Below are 22,368 nucleotides of genomic sequence, written 5' to 3' on the forward strand. Positions count from 1 at the left end.
CGCGCCAACCATAATGGGCGCTTCCATCACACAGCGCCACCCAAGGAGAGAGTGCTTCATGCTGACGCTATACGGTTTTGCCGCGAGCAACTACTACAACAAGGTCAAGCTCGCGCTAATGGAGAAGGGCCTTCCGTTTGAAGAGTCGCTGCGCTGGCCCGACCAGACCGACGGCGAAATCTCGCCGCTGCACAAGGTGCCGTACCTGAAGGATGGCGATCGCGGCATGTGCGAATCGCAGGTCATCGTCGACTATCTTGAGGCGCGCTATCCGGAACACCCGCTCATTCCGGCCGACCCGTTCCAGGCGGCCAAGGTGCGGGAGGTGGTGACCTTCCTGGAGCTGCACCTGGAGTTGGTGGCGCGCCAGCTGTTTCCCGAAGCGTTCTTCGGCGGCAAGATCAGCGACAACCTGAAAGCGAAAACGCGCGAGCAGTTGCAGAAGAACATCCCGGCGGCGGCCAAGCTGTTCAAGTTCGCGCCGTACGTGGCGGGCGACACGTTCACCATTGCGGACTGCGCGGCCATCGTGCACTTCCCGCTGGTGAGCTCGGCCACCAAGATCATCTACGGTGAAGACCTGCTGGCGCAGGTCGAGGGCGTCAAGCCTTACCTGGCCGCGATGGCGGAGAACCCCAACGTCCAGAAAACGAGGGCAGACAGCAAGGCGAACCTGGAGCAGATGCTGGCGCACTACGCAAGCAAGCGCTAATCGGCTCCGGTCTTACACCTTCACCTTCGACAAACGCTCCAGCGCCAACTGGAGCGTTTCGTTTTGACGTGGTTTAAATGCACTCCACGTCGTCAGCGTACTAATCGCGGGGCAGGTCAATGCGAGCAATCTCCCCGCAGGCGTACAGCGTCGTGTACTGATGACATACCAAATTGGCTCATGCCCAGCTACACCTTGAGCGTTCGAGGTTGTGTTGATGACACCGAAGTGATTCTCTTTAGCGAAGCGGCAACCAAGGTGACCTCTTCGCGAAGCGCACGAGTGAAGGGTTCAACGAGGTGATTCGCCGGTCGGTGTTCCGCACGCAGCAGATTGACGCGAAAAGGAAACGACGTCCTCAATGGCCGAACATGAAGCCCCAGCGGGACGAACTCCATGGCGGTGAGAGGATTCACAATCGCGATTCCCAATCGCTTCTGAACCAAGCTGCAAACTGCGGCTGCAGTTGGCGCTTCGATTAATAGGTTACGAACGACACCTTGCCGAGCGAATGCCTCATCCCACAGCAGGCGATAGGGATCAGCTGGTGAGAGGCTGATGAAATTGGCTCCTGAAAAATCCGAAAGGGCGATCTTTCGTTTGGCCAGCAAAGGGTGTCCATCGTGCAAGACACAAACTTCGTCAATCTCAAGAAGTGGCTCCAGTCGAGTGCCTGGCAGGGCCTTGCTCTGTTCGGTTAAACCAAGATCGAAGCGCTGTGCGCAGAGCCATTCTTCGAGAAACGGGGATTCCTGCGCTTCAATTGTCAGTGTGGCATCCGATCGCCCGGCAAAGAGCCGTTGGCATGCACCTGGGAGCAAGGTCTGCAAGAACATCGGCAGCGTCAGTACAGAAAGTCCGCCACCCTTGAAAGCACGTAAATGTGCCGCCGTGGAAGCTACGCGCTCAAGGCCAACGTAGAACTGCTTGACCTCATCAAATAGTGTCAGTGCCGCAGCGGTAGGCCTGAGCCTTCCGTTGCTCCGGTCAAAAAGTTTGAACCCGACGACTTGCTCGATACGAGCGAGTTCCCGACTTACCGTGGGCTGCGAGGTGAAAAGAAGCTCCGCAGCCTTTGTCACGCTTCCAGCCGTCATCAGCGCCCGAAAAACGTCCACGTGCCTGTGTGTGAGTGACATGGCCGGCTATATCAGAAATGAATGGAGTGACGACATTTCGATATTTTACCTACGCGGCGAATCGCGGCATGATCAAACCTACAGTGACCATCATGGCTGGTATATGGCAGCGCTAGACTCGAACATCCCCGTACGCGACTTGGTGAACGAATATGGTTCACCTCTTTGGATATACAGCAGCGAAACGATTCGTGAGCGAGTCGAGCTGCTGCGGCAGTTTGATGTCATTCGCTATGCACAGAAAGCCAACTCGAACGTTCACATACTCAAGCTCATGCGTGAGCTTGGGGTTGTCGTAGACGCAGTTTCAGCGGGGGAGATCGAACGCAGTCTGGTGGCCGGCTTCGATGCTCGAAGTGATCCGCCTGGTGTGGCGTTTACCGCTGATGTGATGGACAAGGAAACACTGGCGCTAGTCCTGCGACATGGCATTAGCGTCAACGTTGGTTCACTGCATATGCTCGAGTATCTGGGCGCCAATGCGCCGGGGCATTCGGTATGGATACGCGTGAATCCCGGCTTTGGACACGGTCACAGCAACAAGACGAACACCGGTGGCCCGCACAGTAAGCACGGTATCTGGCATACCGACGTGGCAAAGGCAATTGCGCTGATCCGAAAACATGGATTGCGTCTCGAAGGCTTGCACATGCACATCGGGTCTGGGGTGGACTATGCCCATCTCGCACAAGTCTGTGGAGCCCTGGTCGAAGTAGCAAAGCAGATCGACTGTGATTTCCACGCGATCTCTGCCGGCGGGGGGCTCTCAGTTCCGTATCGCCAAGGGGATGCTGGCGTGGATGCCACCCACTATTTCCAGCTATGGAACCATGCGCGTCGCGAGGTTGAACGTCACCTTGGCCATACAGTTCGGCTCGAAATTGAGCCCGGTCGGTTTCTCTTGGCTGAGGCTGGCCTTCTAGTTGCCTCGGTTCATGCGATCAAGCAGACGCCGGAACATCATTTCGTACTGGTGGATGCGGGGTTCAACGATTTGGTGCGCCCGTCAATGTACGGCAGCTATCATGAAATCTCTGTGTTGCCCGCTGATGGCTCAGATGCGGCCATGACTCGGTCGGTTGGTACATTTGCAGTGGCTGGGCCGCTGTGTGAGGCCGGCGATGTGTTTACGCAGGACAGCCGCGGCATGATTGAAGACCGAGATTTTCCTGAGCCACTAGTTGGTGACCTCTTGGTATTCCACGATGTCGGAGCCTATGGTGCGTCGATGTCATCGAACTACAACAGTAGACCGCTTGCTCCTGAAGTTCTGTGCGAGGGCACGAAATGCAGACTAATTCGTCGCAGGCAAACCATTGATGATCTGTTGTCTTTGGAGAACTGCTGACCGATCGCTGTCTCTTCGACTGCGGTCACATTGCGATAGGTACGCTGCGTCGATCCATACTTTTCGGGCAACTGCTGGAGATGGAGATACAGCTCCAACTCTGCACTAAAGCTGACCGTACAGTTTCAGATATCGATGTGTGTCCGGACCCAATCGCGGAGGAGGGGTAAGCGCTAATCGGCTCCGGTCTTACACCTTCGACAAACGCTCCAGCGCCAGTTGGAGCGTTTCGTCTTTCTTGGCGAAGCAAAAGCGCACCACGCCCGATTCGTGCGGTTGCGAATAGAACGCCGACACGGGGATCGCCGCCACGCCAATTTCGCTCGTCAGCCACTTGGCGAATTCTGCCTCGGGCAGGTCGGAGATGGCGCTGTAGTCCACGCACTGGAAGTACGTGCCCTGGCAAGGCAGCAGCTTGAAGCGCGTCTTCTCCAGCCCCGCGCGGAACAGGTCGCGCTTGTGCTGGTAGAACGCGGGCAACTCCAGATACGGTCGCGGATCGGCCATGAAGTTCGCCAGTCCGTGCTGCACCGGCGTGTTGACGGTGAACACGTTGAACTGGTGCACCTTGCGGAACTCCGCCATCAGCGCAGCGGGCGCGGCCACGTAGCCGACCTTCCAGCCCGTCACGTGATACGTCTTACCGAAGCTCGACACCACAAAGGCGCGCCGCGCCAGCTCGGGAATGCGCGCGACCGACGCATGCGGCACGCCGTCGTACACCATGTGCTCGTACACCTCGTCGGAGAGCAGCAGCACGTTCGTCGGCGCGAGGATCTCGGCCAGCTTCTGCATGTCGTCCGCGTGCCAGACGGTGCCCGTCGGATTGTGCGGCGTGTTGAGCATGATCAGGCGCGTGCGCGGTGTGATGGCGGCGGCCAGCTTGTCGAACGGGATGCGGAAGTCCGGTGCGTTCAGCGTGATCGGCACGACCTTGCCGCCGGCCAGCTCGATCGACGGGATGTAGCTGTCGTACGTCGGCTCGAAGACGATCACTTCATCGCCCGGGTGTACGCAGCACAGAACGGTGGTCAACAGCGCCTGTGTGGCGCCGGCGGTGATGGTGATTTCGCGATCGGCGTCGTACGTGTGGCCGTAGAGCGTGGCGACTTTCGCGGCGATGGCTCGGCGCAGTGCGGGTACGCCGGTCATCGGCGGGTACTGGTTCAGGCCCGCGCGCATGGCGTCGGACACCGCATCGACAATGCGCGGGTCGCAATCGAAATCCGGAAAGCCCTGGCCGAGGTTGACGGCCTGTTTCTCTGCTGCCAGCGCCGACATCACGGTGAAGATGGTGGTGCCAACGTTGGGCAGCCGCGAGGGCGGCGGAGCGATGGGCGCGAGCGAGTCAGCGGACAGAGCGGCAGTGGTCATGATGAAACGGCTTCAGGCTTGAATGGTGGAAGTACTTTCCAACTGGACCAGCGCGACGAACTGCTTGGGCGGCAGCACCGCCACGTCGCAATACTTGGCCATGCGGCGTTTGAGCTTGAGCACGGCCTTGTCCTTGGAGACGAGATAGGCCACGCCGGCGGCATCGGCCAGCGCCAGGAATTTCTGGTCGTCGCGGTCCTTGCAGCGCGGGACGAAGGTTTCGCCTTGCGCGCGGGCGGCCGGTGTTGGCTCTGCGGGATCGGCCACCGAGCGGGTTACGCGATCGACCCAGGCCAGCGCCGCTTGCGCATCGACGGCGTAGTGCGCGAACTGCGGATAGTCCAGCACGCGGCGGAGCTCTTCGCGGCACGCAGGGCTGATGATGGCATCCAGCCGGCCCGTTTCCAGCGCGGTGCGGATCGGGCGCGCAACGGCGTCGTCAAAGATGAGGATGTCGACCCAGATGTTGGAGTCCAGCACCACGCGTGGCGCTGGGGTTTGGGCCGGGGCAGCAGCGTCCGCCATTCGATACAATTCCAGACTTGTGAACCGCGATTCTGACATGATCATCGTCCTCTCGCCGGCCAAGTCGCTCGACTACGATACGCCGCCGCGCACCAAGACCCACACGCTGCCCGATTTCATCGTGCGCTCCGCAGAACTCATCGACGTGCTTCGCAAGCTGTCGCCGGCCCAGATCGGCACGCTGATGAAGATTTCCGACCCGTTGGCAGTGTTGAACGCGACACGCTACGGCGATTGGTCCCCTGAATTCACCGCCGAGAACAGCAAGCAGGCCGCGCTGGCCTTCGATGGCGACGTCTACGGCGGGCTCGATGCGAATTCGCTGTCGGCCGACGATCTGCAGTTCGCGCAGAAGCATCTGCGGATTTTGTCGGGCCTGTACGGGGTACTGCGCCCGCTCGACTGGATGCAGCCGTACCGCCTGGAAATGGGCACGCGCCTGGTCAACCCGCACGGCAAGGACCTCTACGCCTTCTGGGGCGACGAAGTGACGTTGGCGCTAAACAAGCTCTTCAAGCAGGACGATGACCCGGTGCTCGTCAACCTCGCGTCGGAAGAGTATTTCAAAGTCGTGCGCCCCAAGGTGCTCAAGGCGCGCATCGTCACGCCCATCTTCGAAGATTGGAAGAATGGGCAATACAAGATCATCTCGTTCTACGCCAAGCGCGCGCGCGGGCTGATGGCGCGTTACGCGATCGAGCACCGCATTACCGATCCGCGCAAACTCAAGGCGTTCGATGTTGACGGTTACGCGTTTGTCGCGGCCGATTCCGACGACGAGCGCTGGGTTTTCCGCCGCAAGCTCATCTGAAGACAGGAGCCGACATGACTGCCACCCAACCGCATATTTCCAGCGCATTCGACAGCGGCGCCATCGAGATCGTCGAGGCCACTCGAGCGGACGCCATCCGCCTGCGCATCCGACGTGATTCGCATGCTGACTTCATGCAGTGGTTCCACTTCCGCCTGCAAGGCGTGCAGGGGCAGGCGTGCAAGCTGGCGCTGGAAAACGCCGGCGAATGCACGTACCCCGCCGGTTGGAAGGACTACCAGGCCGTCGCCTCGTACGATCGCGAGCACTGGTTCCGCGTGCCGACGCGCTACGACGGCAAGACGATGACCCTCGAGGTGACACCCGAGCACGACAGCATCTGGTTTGCCTACTTCGAGCCGTATTCGGACGAGCGCCATCTGTCGCTCGTGGCTGCCGCGCAGACACAGCCTGGCGTGCGCACGCAGCGTCTGGGGCAAACGGTGCAAGGTCGCGACATGACCAGCATCACCGTCGGCGAACCCGGCCCCGGCAAGAAGAACGTGTGGATCATCGCCCGCCAGCATCCGGGCGAGACGATGGCCGAATGGTTCGTCGAAGGCTTGCTCGCACGCCTGACGCACCAGGGCGTATGGAGCGGCGATCCGATCGGCCGCGTGCTCGCCGAGCGCGCCGTCTTCCACATCGTGCCGAACATGAACCCGGATGGCTCGTCGCTGGGCAACCTGCGCACCAACGCCGCTGGCGCCAACCTGAACCGCGAATGGATGGAGCCCGACGCCCAGCGCAGCCCCGAGGTGCTGTGCGTGCGCCAGGCCATCGAGCAGACCGGCGTCGACCTGTTCTTCGATATCCACGGCGATGAGGCGCTGCCCTACGTGTTCGTGGCAGGCAGCGAAATGCTGCCGGGCTTTACCGATGCGCAGCGTGCCGATCAGGATCGCTTTGTTGCGGCCTTCCTGCGCGCCTCACCGGATTTCCAAACGCAATACGGCTACGAGGCCAGCAAGTACAACGAAGACGCGCTCAAACTCGCCTCAAAGTACATCGGTCACACGTATGGTTGCCTGTCGTTGACGCTGGAAATGCCGTTCAAAGACAACGCCAACTTGCCCGACGCACGCGTGGGCTGGGACGGCGCCCGCAGCGCCGCTTTGGGTGCGGCCATGCTGCAGGCGATCCTGGAATACCTCGGCTAAGCCATCACGCAGAAGCCATAACGACAACGCGCCGCTCAGGTTTCTGGCGGCGCGTTTGTCTTATTGGCTAGTCGACTTCTTTTTCTTGGCCGTCGACTTGGCGGTGGATTTGCCGGTCGAGGCCGACTTGGTCTTGGCGGTGCTGGTGCCCTTGGTTGCCTTGGCGGATTTAGCCGTGGCCTTGCCCTTGGCAGTGCCCTTGCCGTGCACGGCAGTGGTCGTGCAACGGTGGCCGCGGCGGCAGTGGGTGCGCACGGTCGATGAAGACGAGGCTGCGGCCGGTGCGGCAAACGGCTGGCCGTTGGCGTCGAGCAGTTCGTACGCCAACATCATCCCTTCGTCATAGCCGCAGCGCACGCGCACCGGCTCCCACTGGTCGTTGCCCGTGCCGCGCTTGTGCACGGCGGCATTGAAGCTGACCACGCTCGAGACCTTGACCGCGCCTTGCTTGCTGGACGAGAAGCGCGAGTCCCACGGCTCGACCTTGGCCTGGTCGTTGGACAGGGCGCCGGTCGGCAGGCGGAACTGATCAAAATTGGTGGAGCGCGGAATGATCCAGCTCGCATGCGCGGCGCAGTCGGCCACGTCGGGGCGGGCACCTTCCGATTGGATCAGGCGGTCACGGGTTTGTGCGCGGTATTCGGACAAGCTCATCTTGTCCTTGGACGGCAGGTTGACCGTGGTATTGCCGCTGGCATCGGCCGAACCGAAGACGATGGGCGGGGTGGACGGTACAGGCTGGATGGCCGGCTTGGCTTGCGCGGCCGGCGTGCTCGGCGTTGTGGTGGTGGCCGGGGCCGACGCATCGGTCGGTTGGGTCTGCAAGTTGGAGCAGGCGGCCAGCAGCGCAACGACGCCGAGACAAAGTAGTTTGGGTCGCAACATCACGAGTGTTACAGGGTGTCGGCGTGGAAAAACGCCATGATAGAGGAAAGCCTGCGCCGAAAGTTCCTGCTAGTTACCCCAATGCGGAACTTCCGGCGATTTTGCTGTAACAGGGCGTTACGACCTGACGTTACGAGATTACGAACCCATCATCATTGCTTGGTGAACAGATGCGCGAGCGACCATTCGTCTGTCCGCGCTTCGTAGCGGATGCCCTTGCGCATGGCCCACGTGGCGAGTTGGTGATGCGAGGGAATGATCGCGTAGTCAGTCTGTGCGAAGCGTGCAGCAGTCTTGGCGGCCTGCTCATGCGCCTGATCGCTCGATACCGTGGAGAGCGACGTCTGCACCAGCTTGTCCAGCTGCGGGTTGCTGTAGCGGCCCCAGTTCCAGGTGCCGTAGCCGGTTTCTGCGTTGGGTGTGCCGAGGATGCTGCGCAGCGCTACGTCGGCTGCCACCGAGCCCCAGCCCAGCATCATGAACGAGAACTCACCCTGGCGCGCGCGTGAGAAGTACGCGGCCACCGGCAGTGTTTCCACCTTGGTCTGGATGCCGATGCGCGTGAGCAGTTGCGCGGTGGTCTGCGCGACTTGTGCGTCGTTCAGGTAGCGGTTGTTGGTGGCGTGCAGCGTGAGCCCGAAGCCGTTCGGGTAGCCCGCCTCGGCAAGCAGTTTCTTCGCGCGATCCGGGTCATAGCCAATCTTGCCGCCTGGATGCCCGAAGATCTGCGGGGACACGATGCTCGATGCCACCACGCCCTGGCCTTCCAGCACGCGGCTGACGATCGCATCACGGTTGATGGCCAATGCCAGGGCTTCACGCACGCGGCGGTCCTTGAACGGATTCTTGGCAAGCGGCTTGCCGGCCTTGTCCGTGATGAACGGCGACACATCGCGGCTCTGGTCCATCTGCCAGAAGATCGTGCGCCAGGACACCTGCTGCTCGAGGTGGAACTTCGGGTTCTGCTTGATGCGCGGCACGTCGGCGGCTGGCACGGCCTCCACGACGTCTACATCACCCGAAAGCAGGGCAGCCGTGCGCGCGGCGTTGTCGGTGATGATCTTGAAGGTGACCTTGTCCCACTGCGGGGCACGGCCCCAGTAGCCCGGGTTTTTCTTCAGCACGATTTCCTGGCCGCGTGTGAAGTGGTCGAACACGAACGGGCCCGTGCCGATCATTGCCTTGCCGGCATCAAAGTCCGCTTGCGATGCGTCCGCCACCTTCTTCGGGATGATCGGCAAGCTGTTCAGGTCGTTGGGAATGCTCGCGTAGTTCGGGATCGACACCTTCAGCCGCACCGTGAGTGGATCGACGATCTGTACCTCGGTGATCGACTTCGTGTAGCTCGTGAACGGGCCGGGGCTGTTGGTCAGCCGTGCCGGGCGCTCGATCGATGCCTTTACGTCTTCGCCGGTGAAGGGCGTGCCGTCGCTCCATTTGACGTTGGGGCGCAGCTTGATCTCCCACGTGTTGGGGTCGATGGCCTTCCACGAGGTGGCCAGGCCCGGCGTGTAGCGGCCATTCTTGTCGAGGAAGACCAGCGACTCGAAGATGTGCAGCGCCATGGCGTTGTTGGGGCCGGCGTTGTTCCATTGCGGGTCCATCGACGTGACGTCGGCAGACAGGCCGATGCGGAGGTCGTCGGCGTGCGCGGCCATCGGCACGGAGGCTGCCGCAGCCAGCGCACATGCAGCCATGCTGCGAATCAAGGCGCGAATCGGACCACCAAAGAGGGGACGCGTTGTCATCGGGGGGCTCCTGGAGTTCGGTCGGTGATGCCATGTGGCGGAAGACCGCCATTGTGCCGCAGGCTGCCTGGGCACGTACGATGCAAAGCAACCATCAATATGCGCGATGACCGAGCAATAAAAAAGCCACCCGAAGGTGGCTTGCGCTGTCGCGCGATGCTCAGTGGAACAGCGGCTGCTGTGTCGGCGCGTCTTCGGGCATCTCGGCGTGGACGATTTCTGCCGCGCGGTCCGCATAAAGCGGGGCGCCGCAGTCTTCGCAGTACTCCGGCTCGAAGAGCTGGCCGTGGCGGAAGATGTCTTCAATGCCGCAGGCGCGCAGTTCGTCGCAGATCTGCTCCAGCGGGCTGCCAGGCTCGCCTTCTGCGGTGACATCCGTGGCGCCGCCATCGCGGCCATAGACGGGCCAGACGATGCCGTAGATGAGGTCTTTCTCGCCACGCACCGTAAAGGCCACGCGATATTCCTCGATTTGCTCTTCGCCGAAGGCGCCGATGATGGCGCCGAAGCGGTTGGCCGGCATGTCCAGCGCGCCCTGCAGATAGTTCACGGCAGCGCGCACAGTGAGCGGGCGGATCTGCTTGTCGGATTCGCGGCACGACAGGAAGAAGGCGTCCGGCAGCAGCAGGTCGAACTCGCAACCGGGCATCAGCGTGGAGATGGTTGGGGTGACCTGCTCGCGCCATTGCTCCAGGCAGGCGGAGCGTTCGGCGTGATGCTCCTTGGCGTCCTCCTGCCAGCGGAACAGCGCCTGGCCGTGCTGGGCCACGACGATGGCCACGAGGTAACGCGGGTCGGCGAGGATGGGTGCAGTCTCGGGCATGTCGCGCAAATCCATCTTGGGCGGCTGGCCAGACAGCGCGTACGCCGCCAGCTTGTGCGTGAGCGCGAAGGTGTCGGAGTGCGTGCGCGGCAGCTGGTCGATGCTGTACAGGTACGGTGCCAACGCCACGCGTGCGTTGGACGCCATCACGTGCGCCTGCAGATGCACCTGCAGCGTCTGCGCGAGTTCAGGCTTGATGGTGCCCGAGGGGATCATGTAGCGCGTGTGCGCCAGGATGGGTGCCGCAATCAGCAACGCATCGTATTCAACGCCGCCCGAGCTAAGCACCGCCGATTCGGCCAGCGTTTCGGCCTGTTCGGCCAGCACGTCGGAGGCCTCTTCGTTGTGCTTGAAGAGGTGGTCGAGCGCGGCGTCGAGCGCGGTCTGGCTGCCGTTCTTCAGCAGCCGCGAAAGACGTTCGGACAGCCGTTGTTCCCAGTAGACGTCTTCGATGCGGCTGCCCGACGCATCAAGCGCCAGCGCATCGGCAACAAGCCGTTCTGCATCGGGGGAAAGACGTTGGGGGGCCTTGGAGCGGAATCCTGCCATGCTGTGCCGTACCGGTCGATTGGAAAGAAGGGGCGTTATTTTACCCTTGGTCGCTTTCGTGTGCCGCTTTCTCGGCGAAGGCGCTAGGGTTTCGCCGCAGGCGCCGAGGCTTCGGCGGCAACGCCACTCGCCGTAGGTGTTGCTGGTGCCTGTACTGCGGCGGGCTCCGATGCTGCCGGTGCGCTTGCGTGAGCAGTCGGCGCGACGGCAGAAGCGGCCGTCTCCATTGGCGGAGGCGGCGGCACGGGCGCAGCGGCGGCGCTTATGGCGTTGGCTGGCAAGGTCGCTGCCGGCGCCTGGGCATCGATCTGCGGCGCCTTGAACAGGATGTAGAACACGGCAGCCGCCACGACGAGTAGGGCGAGAACCACTTTGGCCATGGGTGCGAGGCTCCTGCGGATGGGGCGATTGAAGATGGACCGGGCGATGGGCGAGCGCTCCGCCACGCGGCCTAATCGGCACACACTCTACCAAAGGCTGCGCGTCGGTTGGGGTCTCGTCACGTTGTTTGATTCGGCAGCCATAAAAAAGCCGGCTCCGAAGAGCCGGCTTCCGGTCGACAGCGCAGCGGCGGCTTAGGCAGCCAGCAGCTGACGCAGCACGAACGGCAGGATGCCGCCGTGCTTGTAGTAGTCGACTTCGATCGGCGTGTCGATGCGCAGCAGCACTTCGGCGCGCGTGGTCTCGCCGTTGGCGCGCTTGATTACCAGGGTGACGTCCTGTTGCGGCTTGATTTCGCCTTCCAGGCCTTCGATGTCGAAGGTTTCGTCGCCCACGATGCCCAGCGATTGCACCGAGTCGTTGCCCTTGAACTGCAGCGGCAGGACGCCCATGCCGACCAGGTTCGAACGGTGGATACGCTCGAAGCTGCGTGCGATCACGGCCTTCACGCCCAGCAACTGCGTGCCCTTGGCCGCCCAGTCACGCGAGCTGCCCGTGCCGTACTCTTCGCCGCCAAACACGACCGTCGGCGTGCCTTCGGCGATGTACTTCATGGCGGCGTCGTAGATCGACATCTGCTCGCCGCTCGGCTGGAACAGCGTCTCGCCGCCTTCCACGCGCGAGCCGTCGGCCTTCGGCGGGATCATCAGGTTCTTGATGCGCACGTTGGCGAACGTGCCGCGCATCATCACCTCGTGGTTGCCGCGGCGCGAGCCGTAGCTGTTGAAGTCGGCCTTGAGCACGCCGTTGGCCAGCAGGTACTTGCCGGCCGGCGACGTTTCCTTGATCGACCCAGCCGGGGAGATGTGGTCGGTGGTCACGGAATCGCCAAACACGCCCAAAGCACGTGCGCCCGAAACCGATGCCGAGGCAGCGGCCGGCGTCATGCCAAAGCCTTCGAAGAACGGCGGCTCGGCGATGTACGTCGACTTCGGCCAATCGTAGACCTGACCCTTCGTGCCCTTGACGTTGGCCCACAGCTTGGACGGCTTCTTGACCTGCTCGTAGTTCGTACGGAACGTGTCGGCGTTCATGGCGAACTTCATCAGCTTGGCGATCTCTTCCGAGCTCGGCCAGATGTCGCCCAGGTACACGTCCTGACCCTTCTTGCCCTTGCCGACCGGCTCGGTCATCAGGTCACGCGTCACGTTGCCGGCAATCGCGTAAGCCACGACCAGCGGCGGCGAGGCCAGGAAGTTGGCGCGGATGTTCGGGTGAATACGCGCCTCAAAGTTGCGGTTGCCCGACAGCACGGCCGCCGCCACGATGTCGTTCTTCACGATGGCTTCGTTCAGTTCCGGCGTCAGGTCACCGGCGTTGCCGATGCAGGTCGTGCAGCCGTACGCCGTTACGCCAAAGCCCAGCTTCTCGAGGTAGGGCAGCAGGCCCGCAGCCTCCAGGTACTTCGTCACCACGCGGCTGCCCGGGGCGAGCGAGGTCTTTATGTGCGGTGCGACTTCCAGGCCAGCCTCCACGGCCTTCTTGGCCAGCAGGCCGGCCGCCAGCAGCACGCTCGGGTTCGAGGTGTTCGTGCACGAGGTGATGGCCGCGATCAGCACATCGCCGCTCTTCACGTTCACGCCGTTGGTCGTCGTGAAGGTCTTGTCGAGGTCTTCGGCGTTCTTGTTGAAGCCGTTCTCGGCCACCGGCTTGGAGAATAGCGACGAGAACGTCGACTTCACGTTGCCGATTTCGATACGGTCTTGCGGGCGCTTCGGACCTGCCAGCGACGGCGCCACCGTGCCCAGATCCAGCGTCAGCGTCTTGGTGTAGTCGATCTCGCCAGCCTTGGGGATGCCGAACAGCTTTTGCGCCTTGAAGTAGCCTTCGAACGCAGCGATTTCTTCCTGCGTGCGGCCCGTGCCCTTGAAGTAGTCGATGGTCTTCTCGTCCACCGGGAAGAAGCCCATCGTTGCACCGTATTCCGGTGCCATGTTGCCGATGGTCGCGCGGTCGGGCAGGGACAGGCTGGCCGTGCCTTCGCCGAAGAATTCGACGAACTTGCCGACGACCTTTTCCTTGCGCAGCATTTCGGTGATGGTGAGCACCAGGTCAGTGGCCGTGCAGCCTTCGCGCAGGCGGCCCTTCAGTTCCACGCCCACCACGTCCGGCGTCAGGAAGTACACCGGCTGGCCGAGCATGCCAGCTTCGGCTTCGATGCCGCCCACGCCCCAGCCCACCACGCCGATCCCGTTGATCATGGTGGTGTGGCTGTCGGTGCCGACCAGCGTATCCGGGTAGTACACGCCGTCTTTCTTATGGACGCCGCGTGCCAGGTATTCCAGGTTGACCTGGTGGACGATGCCGAAGCCTGGCTGCACCACGCCAAACGTGTCGAATGCCTGCATGCCCCACTTCATGAACTGGTAGCGCTCGTTGTTGCGCGAGAATTCCAGTTGCATGTTCAGGTCCAGCGCCTTCTTCTCGCGGAAGTGGTCGACTTGGACCGAGTGGTCCACCACCAGGTTGACCGGCACCAGTGGCTCGATCTTCTTGGGGTTCTTGCCCATGCGCTCGGCCACGTTGCGCATGGCGGCCAGGTCAGCCAGCAGCGGCACGCCGGTAAAGTCCTGCAGCACCACGCGGGCGACCACGAACGGGATTTCGTCAACGCGCTCGGCGTTCGGCTTCCAGTTGGCCAGTTGCTCGACGTGCTCTTCGGTCACCTTCTTGCCGTCGCAGTTGCGCAGCACGGATTCCAGCACGATCCGGATCGACACCGGCAGGCGCTCGATCGCCACGCCCAGTTCCTTGCCCAGTTGCGGCAGGGAATAGAAGTTGCCGGTCTGGCCGCCGTTGATCTTGAATTCCTTGAGTGTTTTTTTCAGGTTGTGGGGCATGGCATGACTCCAAGGCTTAAGGATGCGCGGGGCGCCGGGGCACCCGTTGCAGAGACGTCAAATCAACCAATCCAATCACTACAAACCAACTGCTGCACGATTTCCTTGAACACCTTGCCGTCCTTCGGCTGGACGGTGAGCGCGTGAGCGATCTGGTGTTCTGGGGTGTCGTGATGATTCCTGATGCACTGCCGGTCATGCACCCACGTTGACGCGTGCATGACGGTATCTGGGTCATCGAAGGCCGCCAAATGGCTGACGGGCGGCCTCCGAGATGCGGATCGCCCGAGGCGCCCATCCGCCAGCGCGCCCGCACCGGCCACGCATGGACCGCCATGCCGTGGTTCCAGATGGGGATTCGCAGCCAGCGCTGACATGGACGTTTCCTCGGGGCTTCTCGCGTGATGTTGCGTTATTGCTTCGCGGGCTGCGCAGCGTCCGGCGTAGGAGCGGGCGCCGGAGCCGGGGCAGCGTTGTCCTGCAGCATCAGCGGCAGACCTGCCGGAGCGCGCAGGGCGCCGGCTTGCGTCGGGGCCGGAGCGCCGGCTGCCATTTCGGCGGTCTGGCACTCGTCGGCCAGACGATGGCCTTCGTTGCGGTCGAACAGCATGGCCTTGGCCGGGATGACAACCAGGTCGAAGCCGGTCTTCTGATCAAAGTAGCGGTCTGCGCCGGTACGGGTCAGTTGGCGGGGCAGGTCGTAGTTCTTGCCCTTCCAGTGCAGCTTGACGATCTGGTCGCGCGTCATGTCGCCGGCGATGTACAGCTCATTGCCCAGTTCGCACTTCCACTGCACGCCTTCCGGCTTGGCGGCGGCAACGGGGGCGCCCTTCTTGGAGGTCCTCTTGGCCGGGGCCTTTTTCTTGGCGGCCGGCTTGGCGTTGGTCGTGGTCTGGGCAGTTGCGTATTGCGCAGTTGCAAGCGAGAGAACGCCGGCACAGGCGCCCGCGATGAACTTGTTCATAGTTTCCTTCCGTAAGACTGAATCAGGGGAGGCGGCCGCCCGGGGCCGGAATGCCAGGGTTCGGCGCACACCGGCCGGTATTTTGACCGATTTGTACGCCGCGCCCAACGTTCTGTTACACGGCGATGCAACCGATCCGCCAAACGGAGGTGTCATGCCATGTACAGCGCGGATTCCTGGGCAATGTGCCTCGTGGTCGAGTCGTCCGAGCTCCTTGTTCGTGGGGGTGGTTCGCCAAGGTCTGCTGTTACGAGCAACGCCTCTTATCCGAAGAACCGAGTCGCCGTATCCGGTGGGAGTTCGACACCAGTGGTGTGCGCACGCTGCAGCACGGCCCACCAGTAGCGATAACTCGCGCGGTCATGCAGCCGGCCTTCATGCTGGATCGGGCCCCATGACGCGTCCTGCGCCGCCGCAAGAATGGCCGCAGCCTGTGTCACTTCTTCGTGGGAAGGGCGGAACGCCGAAACAATGGGCGCGATCTGGTCTGGATGGATGCTCCATTTGCGCAGATAGCCGAATTCGTTCCGGGCGCGCGCGGCATCGGCGCCGGCCCGCTCGGGGTGCTTGATATCCGTGCTCACGTTGTGCGACGGCACCTTGCCGTGCGCGTGGCAGGCCGCGGAAATCTCGGTGAGTGCGCGGCGGACCAGTGGGTGCTCGAACTGTTCGGGCGAACCCATCGCCGCTCCGGGAATCGCGCCGTTGTGCGCGGAGACAAAATCCATCAGCCCGAAGCTCAGGCATTCCACCTGCACCAACGATGCAATGTCGAACACCTGCGCCAGTGCGCCGTGTGTTTCGATCAGTACGTGGATCGGCAGATGCCGTGCAATACCGGCGGCGCGTGCAGCCTGATTGACGCGATCGGTCACGCGGGCGACTTCCACCACGTCGCGCACCTTGGGCACAGTCACGTAGGCGAGCCGGCTGCCGGCCTGGCCTACGAGGATGTCGAACATCCTGCGTCCACGCGTCGTGGCTCGGGTCGTGGATGCGTACGCCGACGCGGTTGAAGCGGTTGTCGTCGCTGTTGATGAGCGCGGCGGCCAGCTCGGCATGCGCGCGTTCCTGGCCGACGGCGGCGCCGTCTTCGCAGTCAAATGTGATGTCGAAGACGGGCCCGAGGGCTTGTTGCAGGGCGAGCGACTTGCGCATCAGCTTTTCTGCGCCCGCATAGTGGTCGCAGACCGGCAACTGGGCCGGCATGGCATCGTCCTGGAACAAAACCTCGGTGGGGTGCACTGCGCTGTCTCGGTGGGGGAATTTGAATGCAAAAAAACCGGAGGGTTCGCTGCCGATCCGCTCCGGTTTCTTTCTCAGATCATGCGCTTACAGCAGGTGCTTCACGCCATCTTGCTCGCCCAGCAACTCGTCGAGCGTGATCTTGATCTTGCCTTGGCTGTACTCGTCGATTTCCAGGCCTTCGACGATCTTGTACTTGCCGTTCTCGGTCGTGACCGGGAACCCGAACATCACGTCCTTCGGGATGCCGTATTCGCCGTTCGACGGGATGCCCATCGTGACGATCTTGCCGTTCGAGCCCAGCACCCAGTCACGGACGTGGTCGATGGCGGCGTTGGCAGCCGAGGCAGCCGACGACAGGCCGCGCGCTTCGATGATGGCGGCGCCGCGCTTGCCAACGGTCGGCAGGAACACGTCGTTGTTCCACACCGGGTCGTTGATCATGTCCTTGACGCTCTTGCCATCGATGGTGGCGTAGCGGTAGTCGGCGTACATCGTTGGGCTATGGTTGCCCCACACGAACAGCTTCTCGATGCTCGCCACCGGCTTGCCGGTCTTGGCGGCGATCTGCGACAGGGCACGGTTGTGGTCCAGGCGCAGCATGGCGGTGAAGTTCTCGCGCGGCAGGTCCGGCGCCGACTTCATGGCGATGTAGGCGTTGGTGTTGGCCGGGTTGCCGACCACCAGCACCTTGACGTCGCGCTTGGCAACGGCGTTCAGTGCCTTGCCTTGTGCCGTGAAGATCTGGGCGTTGGCCGACAGCAGGTCAGCGCGCTCCATGCCCGGGCCGCGGGGGCGGGCGCCCACCAGCAGGGCCACGTCGACATCCTTGAACGCGGTCATCGGATCGGAGTGGGCTTCCATGCCGGCCAGCAGCGGGAATGCGCAGTCTTCGATCTCCATCATCACGCCCTTGAGCGCCTTCTGGGCCTTCTCATCCGGGATTTCCAGCAGTTGCAGGATGACGGGCTGATCCTTGCCCAGCATTTCGCCGGCGGCGATGCGGAACAGCAGGGCGTAACCGATCTGTCCAGCAGCGCCGGTCACTGCGACGCGCATGGGTGCTTTTGCCATGAGAACTCTCCAAACGGTAGTGCTGTATCAAAAAAAGCGGCGGATCGCACTGCGCGCGGCGGACATCCCGGCGGGATGTGGGTGCAGCCTCGCAGGCATTGCCGGCAACGGTCGGCGCCTCGTAAGCGGCCGGCTCAGAATCGGCAAGAGCCTCGCAGTTTACTGCGTCCGCATGACGAAGTGGAAACACCCTTGTGGTTGACCTTGGTGCTGGTCGCCGCAAGTGCGGGCCCGTCGTCCGGAATCGGCGCGAGTGTAGGCCGGGCGTTGCCTCAAAGTCAAACAATCTTCTGTCTTATATAAGACATAAGACATTCTATAAACGGGCTGGACGGGTTCGCCGCTTTTGTGGTGAAATCGGCGGTTATGTCGAGTACGCCCAACCCTCAATCCGCAGTTGTGCCACCGTCTTCGGGCGGCGAGGGCGGTGTATCGCCTGTCTCCGCAGGTGCGGGTGCGGGCTCACCCACCTTCAGTCCGCTGTATCAGCAGATCAAGACGCTGATCCTGCAAAGCCTGCAAGCCGGCGAATGGAAGCCCGGCGAAATGATCCCCAGCGAAATGGAATTGGCGGCCCGCTACAAGGTCAGCCAGGGGACCGTGCGCAAGGCGATCGACGAATTGGCCGCTGAAAACCTCGTCGCGCGCCGGCAGGGCAAGGGCACGTTCGTCACCACGCACTACGAAGAGGGCGTGCAGTTCCGTTTCTTGCGTCTGATGCCAGAGCAGGGCGAGCAGCACTACCCGAGCAGCCGTGTGCTCGAGTGCAAGCGCATGCGCGCACCCGCCGAGATCGCGCGGCTGCTTGAGCTCAAGGCCGGAGACAGCGTGGTGCAGATTCGCCGCGTGCTGTTTTTCTCTGACGAGCCGACGGTGCTCGAAGAGATCTGGCTGCCGGGCGCGAGCTTCAAGGGTTTGACCGCGGAAAAGCTGACCGAGTGGAAGGGCCCGATGTACGCGTTCTTCGAGACGGAATTCGGCGTGCGCATGCTACGTGCCACAGAGCGCCTTCGCGCCGTGGCGGCGGATGCGGCGACGGCCGAGCTGCTGTCGGTGGCGGCAGGTTCGCCGCTGCTGTCGGTGGAACGTGTGTCGCACACGTTCGGCGACAAGCCGGTGGAGATCCGCCGTGGCCTGTACGTCACGACACGGCACTACTATCAGAACGAACTGAGCTGATCACGCGGGCTGGGCCTGATTCGTGCGGCCCAGTCGCGCATTGATTTGTGCGGCGCGCAACAACGTATTGCGTGTCACGAAGCGGATGTAGAGAGGAGAATCGCCCCCGCGTCGCGCCACTGGCAGGCGAGGGCGAAAAGCACAAAAGTGGAGCGTGCCGAGTGGAATTATTGGTGCGCTGCGCAACAAAAGCGCGCTAGAATCTCGCGGATTTGTGCAAAGCTGTTTTGTTTGTTGATTAGCCAATTGGGGTCTGACCATGGCAGAAGCCATCAAGAAAGCCAGGCCGGAATTCAGGAACATCGGTTTGGGCGATCTCGCCCGCTACCGCTTGCCCTGGGCCGGTAAGGTATCCATCTTGCACCGTGCCAGCGGCGCGCTGATGTTCCTTCTTCTTCCGTTCGCGCTGTATTTGTTCGAACAAAGTCTCACGTCGGAAATCAGTTTCGCCAAGTTCTCGGCGATCCTGTCCAACGGCTTCGCCAAGGTTGTCGTCCTTGCGCTCATCTGGGCGTACCTGCACCACTTCTGTGCTGGCATCCGTTACCTGATCCTCGATCTGCATATCGGCATCGACAAGACCACGTCGTCGAAGACTGCCGTCAGCGTGCTGATCGTCAGCCTGCTGCTGACCGTCGTGTTCGGCGCCAAGCTGTTCGGCCTGTTCTGAGGAGCGTCTGATGGCAAATAACAATATCGGTCCCAAGCGCCTCGTCGTTGGCGCGCACTACGGCCTGAAGGACTTCCTTGCGCAGCGCGTCACCGCCGTGATCATGGCGGTCTACACGGTTGTGCTGCTGGTCTCGTTCCTGCTGTCGAAAGACACCTCGTACCAAAGCTGGGCTGGCCTGTTCGCCAACCAGTGGATGAAGATGCTGACGTTCCTGGCGTTCGTCTCGCTCACGTATCACGCCTGGATTGGCGTGCGTGACATCTGGATGGACTACGTGAAGCCCGTGGCAGTGCGTTTGACGCTGCAAGTGTTGACGATTCTGTGGCTCGTCGGTTGTGCGGGCTACGCAGCTCAGATTCTCTGGAGGGTTTAAGACATGGTCGCAGTCAAGACTGGGCTGCCGCGCCGCAAATTCGACGTCGTGATCGTCGGTGCGGGCGGTTCGGGCATGCGTGCATCGCTGCAGCTGGCTGAAGCCGGCCTCTCCGTGGCCGTGCTGTCCAAGGTTTTCCCCACCCGCTCGCACACCGTGGCGGCGCAGGGTGGTATCGGTGCTTCGCTGGGCAACATGAGCGAAGACAACTGGCACTATCACTTCTACGACACCATCAAGGGTTCCGACTGGCTCGGCGACCAGGATGCGATCGAGTTCATGTGCCGCCAGGCGCCGAACGTGGTCTATGAACTGGAACACTTCGGCATGCCGTTCGACCGCAATGCGGACGGCACGATCTATCAGCGTCCGTTCGGTGGCCACACGTCGAACTACGGTGAGAAGCCGGTGCAGCGTGCCTGCGCCGCCGCTGACCGTACCGGCCACGCGCTGCTGCACACGCTGTATCAGCGCAACGTCAAGGCCAAGACCCACTTCTTCACCGAGTGGATGGCGCTGGACCTGATCCGCGATCAGGAAGGCGACGTGCTGGGTGTGACCGCGCTGGAAATGGAAACCGGCGAGGTCTACATCCTCGAAGGCAAGACGACGCTGTTCGCCACGGGCGGTGCAGGCCGTATCTACGCCGCTTCCACCAACGCCTTCATCAACACCGGTGATGGCCTGGGCATGGCAGCGCGCGCTGGCGTGCCGCTGGAAGACATGGAGTTCTGGCAGTTCCACCCGACCGGCGTGGCCGGCGCGGGCGTGCTGATCACGGAAGGCGTGCGCGGCGAAGGCGGCATCCTGCGTAACAAGGATGGCGAGCGCTTCATGGAGCGCTATGCACCGACGCTGAAGGATCTGGCGCCGCGTGACTTCGTGTCGCGCTCGATGGACCAGGAAATCAAGGAAGGTCGTGGCTGCGGCCCGAACGGCGACTACGTGTTGCTCGACCTGACCCACGTCGGTGCCGAGACCATCATGAAGCGCCTGCCGTCGATCCGCGAAATCGGCCTGAAGTTCGCCAACGTCGACGCGATCAAGGAGCCGATCCCGGTCGTGCCGACCATCCACTATCAGATGGGCGGTATTCCGACGAACTATCATGGCCAGGTCGTGGTGCCGAAGAACGGCAGCCCGAACGAAGTCATCAACGGCTTCTACGCAATCGGCGAATGCTCGTGCGTGTCGGTGCACGGCGCCAACCGCCTGGGCACGAACTCGCTGCTCGACTTGGTGGTGTTCGGCCGTTCGGCGGGCAACCACATCATTGCGCAGAACCTGAAAAACCGCGAGCACAAGCCGCTGCCGGCCGATGCCGCCGACCGTGCGCTGGAGCGCCTGGCCAAGCTGGACTCGTCGACCTCGGGCGAGTACGCGCAGGACGTCGCCAACGACATCCGCCGCAACATGCAGTCGCACGCTGGCGTGTTCCGCACGCAGACGCTGATGGACGAAGGCGTCCAGCGCATCATGGAAGTGGCTGAGCGCGGCGCCAACATCCACCTGAAGGACAAGTCCAAGGTGTTCAACACCGCGCGCGTTGAGGCGCTGGAAGTGGCCAACCTGGTGGAAGTGGCGAAAGCGACGATGGTGTCGGCAGCGGCTCGCAAGGAATCGCGTGGTGCGCACGCCCACAGCGATTTCCCGAACCGCGACGACGAAAACTGGATGAAGCACACGCTGTACTACAGCGAAGGCAATCGTCTGGAATACAAGCCTGTGACGATGAAGCCGTTGACGGTAGAAAGCGTGCCGCCCAAGGCCCGTACGTTCTAACCGGAAGGACCCACAAAAATGAAGCGTATTTTTGAAGTCTATCGCTACGATCCGGATCAGGACGCGGCGCCCCGCATGCAGACCTACGAAGTGGAACTCGATGGTCACGAGCGCATGCTGCTCGACGCGCTGGTCAAGCTGAAGAAGCTGGACGAGTCGATTGCGTTCCGTCGTTCGTGCCGAGAAGGCGTGTGCGGCTCGGACGCCATGAACATCAACGGCAAGAATGGTCTGGCCTGCCTGACCAACATGCGTGAGCTGCCGGAGAAGATCGTGCTGCGTCCGCTGCCGGGCCTGCCTGTCGTGCGCGACCTGATCGTCGACATGACGCAGTTCTTCAACCAGTACCACTCGATCAAGCCGTACCTGATCAACGACGAACCGCCGCCCGAGAAGGAGCGTCTGCAGTCGCCGGAAGAGCGTGAAGAACTCGATGGCCTGTACGAGTGCATTCTGTGCGCGAGCTGCTCGACGTCGTGCCCGTCGTTCTGGTGGAACCCGGACAAGTTCGTCGGCCCGGCCGGTCTGCTGCAGGCGTATCGTTTCATCGCTGACAGCCGCGACCAGGCCACCAGCGAGCGTCTGGACAACCTGGAAGATCCGTACCGCCTGTTCCGCTGCCACACCATCATGAACTGCGTCGATGTGTGCCCGAAGGGTCTGAACCCGACCAAGGCCATCGGCAAGATCAAGGAATTGATGGTGCGTCGCGCGGTGTAAGCC

20 protein-coding genes and 1 pseudogene are annotated in these 22,368 nt (G+C 62.3%); 9 read left to right on the forward strand and 12 right to left on the reverse strand.

Annotated elements, in window-relative coordinates:
• Positions 1–58: 58 nt before the first annotated feature.
• On the forward strand, positions 59–712 hold the full coding sequence (locus tag ACS7SF_RS15955) for a glutathione S-transferase (RefSeq protein ID WP_439890664.1): 654 nt from the start codon (positions 59–61) through the stop codon (positions 710–712).
• A gap of 188 nt (positions 713–900) precedes the next feature.
• Here the strand turns inward: ACS7SF_RS15955 and ACS7SF_RS15960 are convergent, their stop codons facing one another.
• Complete coding sequence (locus ACS7SF_RS15960) at positions 901–1,851, reverse strand: LysR family transcriptional regulator (RefSeq protein ID WP_439890665.1); 951 nt, start codon at positions 1,849–1,851, stop codon at positions 901–903.
• A 103-nt stretch (positions 1,852–1,954) separates the two neighbouring features.
• Here ACS7SF_RS15960 and lysA point away from each other — a divergent pair, with 103 nt between their 5' ends.
• Positions 1,955–3,199, forward strand: coding sequence for a diaminopimelate decarboxylase (gene lysA / locus ACS7SF_RS15965; RefSeq protein ID WP_439892780.1), 1,245 nt, complete (start codon positions 1,955–1,957; stop codon positions 3,197–3,199).
• Positions 3,200–3,388: 189 nt separating this feature from the next.
• Here lysA and ACS7SF_RS15970 read toward each other — a convergent pair whose 3' ends face one another.
• On the reverse strand, positions 3,389–4,573 hold the full coding sequence (locus ACS7SF_RS15970) for a pyridoxal phosphate-dependent aminotransferase (protein WP_439890666.1): 1,185 nt from the start codon (positions 4,571–4,573) through the stop codon (positions 3,389–3,391).
• A gap of 12 nt (positions 4,574–4,585) precedes the next feature.
• The gene (locus ACS7SF_RS15975; RefSeq protein ID WP_439890667.1) at positions 4,586–5,098 is read right to left on the reverse strand and encodes a putative toxin-antitoxin system toxin component, PIN family; all 513 of its coding nucleotides are present in this window, start codon (positions 5,096–5,098) and stop codon (positions 4,586–4,588) included.
• Between the two features lie 37 nt (positions 5,099–5,135).
• Between ACS7SF_RS15975 and yaaA the strand changes: the two genes are divergently transcribed.
• Both yaaA and ACS7SF_RS15985 read left to right on the forward strand, forming a co-directional pair.
• On the forward strand, positions 5,136–5,909 hold the full coding sequence (gene yaaA / locus ACS7SF_RS15980) for a peroxide stress protein YaaA (protein WP_439890668.1): 774 nt from the start codon (positions 5,136–5,138) through the stop codon (positions 5,907–5,909).
• A 14-nt stretch (positions 5,910–5,923) separates the two neighbouring features.
• The gene (locus ACS7SF_RS15985; RefSeq protein ID WP_439890669.1) at positions 5,924–7,069 is read left to right on the forward strand and encodes a M14 family metallopeptidase; all 1,146 of its coding nucleotides are present in this window, start codon (positions 5,924–5,926) and stop codon (positions 7,067–7,069) included.
• Positions 7,070–7,129: 60 nt separating this feature from the next.
• Here the strand turns inward: ACS7SF_RS15985 and ACS7SF_RS15990 are convergent, their stop codons facing one another.
• The 9 genes and pseudogenes from ACS7SF_RS15990 to ACS7SF_RS16030 all read right to left on the reverse strand — a co-directional run bounded on the left by ACS7SF_RS15990 (position 7,130) and on the right by ACS7SF_RS16030 (position 17,638).
• A complete protein-coding gene (locus ACS7SF_RS15990; RefSeq protein WP_439890670.1) occupies positions 7,130–7,954 on the reverse strand; it encodes a BspC domain-containing protein in 825 nt (274 codons plus the stop codon).
• 152 nt (positions 7,955–8,106) lie between these two features.
• Positions 8,107–9,702, reverse strand: a complete 1,596-nt coding sequence (locus ACS7SF_RS15995; RefSeq protein ID WP_439890671.1) for an ABC transporter substrate-binding protein — start codon at positions 9,700–9,702, stop codon at positions 8,107–8,109.
• A gap of 160 nt (positions 9,703–9,862) precedes the next feature.
• Positions 9,863–11,074 carry a DUF2863 family protein gene (locus ACS7SF_RS16000; protein WP_439890672.1) on the reverse strand — a complete coding sequence of 404 codons (1,212 nt, stop codon included), beginning with the start codon at positions 11,072–11,074 and terminating at the stop codon, positions 9,863–9,865.
• An 83-nt stretch (positions 11,075–11,157) separates the two neighbouring features.
• Positions 11,158–11,454, reverse strand: coding sequence for a hypothetical protein (locus ACS7SF_RS16005; RefSeq protein WP_439890673.1), 297 nt, complete (start codon positions 11,452–11,454; stop codon positions 11,158–11,160).
• Positions 11,455–11,649: 195 nt separating this feature from the next.
• Positions 11,650–14,355, reverse strand: coding sequence for an aconitate hydratase AcnA (acnA, locus tag ACS7SF_RS16010; RefSeq protein WP_439890674.1), 2,706 nt, complete (start codon positions 14,353–14,355; stop codon positions 11,650–11,652).
• A gap of 62 nt (positions 14,356–14,417) precedes the next feature.
• Positions 14,418–14,732, reverse strand: a complete 315-nt coding sequence (locus ACS7SF_RS16015) for a hypothetical protein (RefSeq protein ID WP_439890675.1) — start codon at positions 14,730–14,732, stop codon at positions 14,418–14,420.
• Between the two features lie 35 nt (positions 14,733–14,767).
• On the reverse strand, positions 14,768–15,319 hold the full coding sequence (locus ACS7SF_RS16020) for a hypothetical protein (RefSeq protein ID WP_439890676.1): 552 nt from the start codon (positions 15,317–15,319) through the stop codon (positions 14,768–14,770).
• A 263-nt stretch (positions 15,320–15,582) separates the two neighbouring features.
• Positions 15,583–16,564 (reverse strand): annotated as a pseudogene (locus tag ACS7SF_RS16025) (HpcH/HpaI aldolase/citrate lyase family protein).
• A gap of 87 nt (positions 16,565–16,651) precedes the next feature.
• On the reverse strand, positions 16,652–17,638 hold the full coding sequence (locus ACS7SF_RS16030; RefSeq protein ID WP_439890677.1) for a malate dehydrogenase: 987 nt from the start codon (positions 17,636–17,638) through the stop codon (positions 16,652–16,654).
• 366 nt (positions 17,639–18,004) lie between these two features.
• Here ACS7SF_RS16030 and ACS7SF_RS16035 point away from each other — a divergent pair, with 366 nt between their 5' ends.
• From ACS7SF_RS16035 to ACS7SF_RS16055, 5 genes are all read left to right on the forward strand, one after another.
• Positions 18,005–18,817, forward strand: a complete 813-nt coding sequence (locus tag ACS7SF_RS16035) for a GntR family transcriptional regulator (protein ID WP_439890678.1) — start codon at positions 18,005–18,007, stop codon at positions 18,815–18,817.
• A gap of 259 nt (positions 18,818–19,076) precedes the next feature.
• Entirely contained in the window at positions 19,077–19,487 is a 411-nt protein-coding gene (gene sdhC, locus ACS7SF_RS16040; RefSeq protein ID WP_439890679.1) for a succinate dehydrogenase, cytochrome b556 subunit, read from the forward strand.
• Between the two features lie 10 nt (positions 19,488–19,497).
• Entirely contained in the window at positions 19,498–19,863 is a 366-nt protein-coding gene (sdhD, locus tag ACS7SF_RS16045) for a succinate dehydrogenase, hydrophobic membrane anchor protein (protein WP_426398028.1), read from the forward strand.
• A 3-nt stretch (positions 19,864–19,866) separates the two neighbouring features.
• On the forward strand, positions 19,867–21,645 hold the full coding sequence (gene sdhA, locus ACS7SF_RS16050; RefSeq protein ID WP_439890680.1) for a succinate dehydrogenase flavoprotein subunit: 1,779 nt from the start codon (positions 19,867–19,869) through the stop codon (positions 21,643–21,645).
• 18 nt (positions 21,646–21,663) lie between these two features.
• A complete protein-coding gene (locus ACS7SF_RS16055; protein WP_426398032.1) occupies positions 21,664–22,365 on the forward strand; it encodes a succinate dehydrogenase iron-sulfur subunit in 702 nt (233 codons plus the stop codon).
• Positions 22,366–22,368: the final 3 nt, after the last annotated feature.

Origin of the sequence: Ralstonia sp. 25C, from assembly GCF_051904805.1 — a bacterium.
Classification (GTDB): Bacteria; Pseudomonadota; Gammaproteobacteria; order Burkholderiales; family Burkholderiaceae; genus Ralstonia.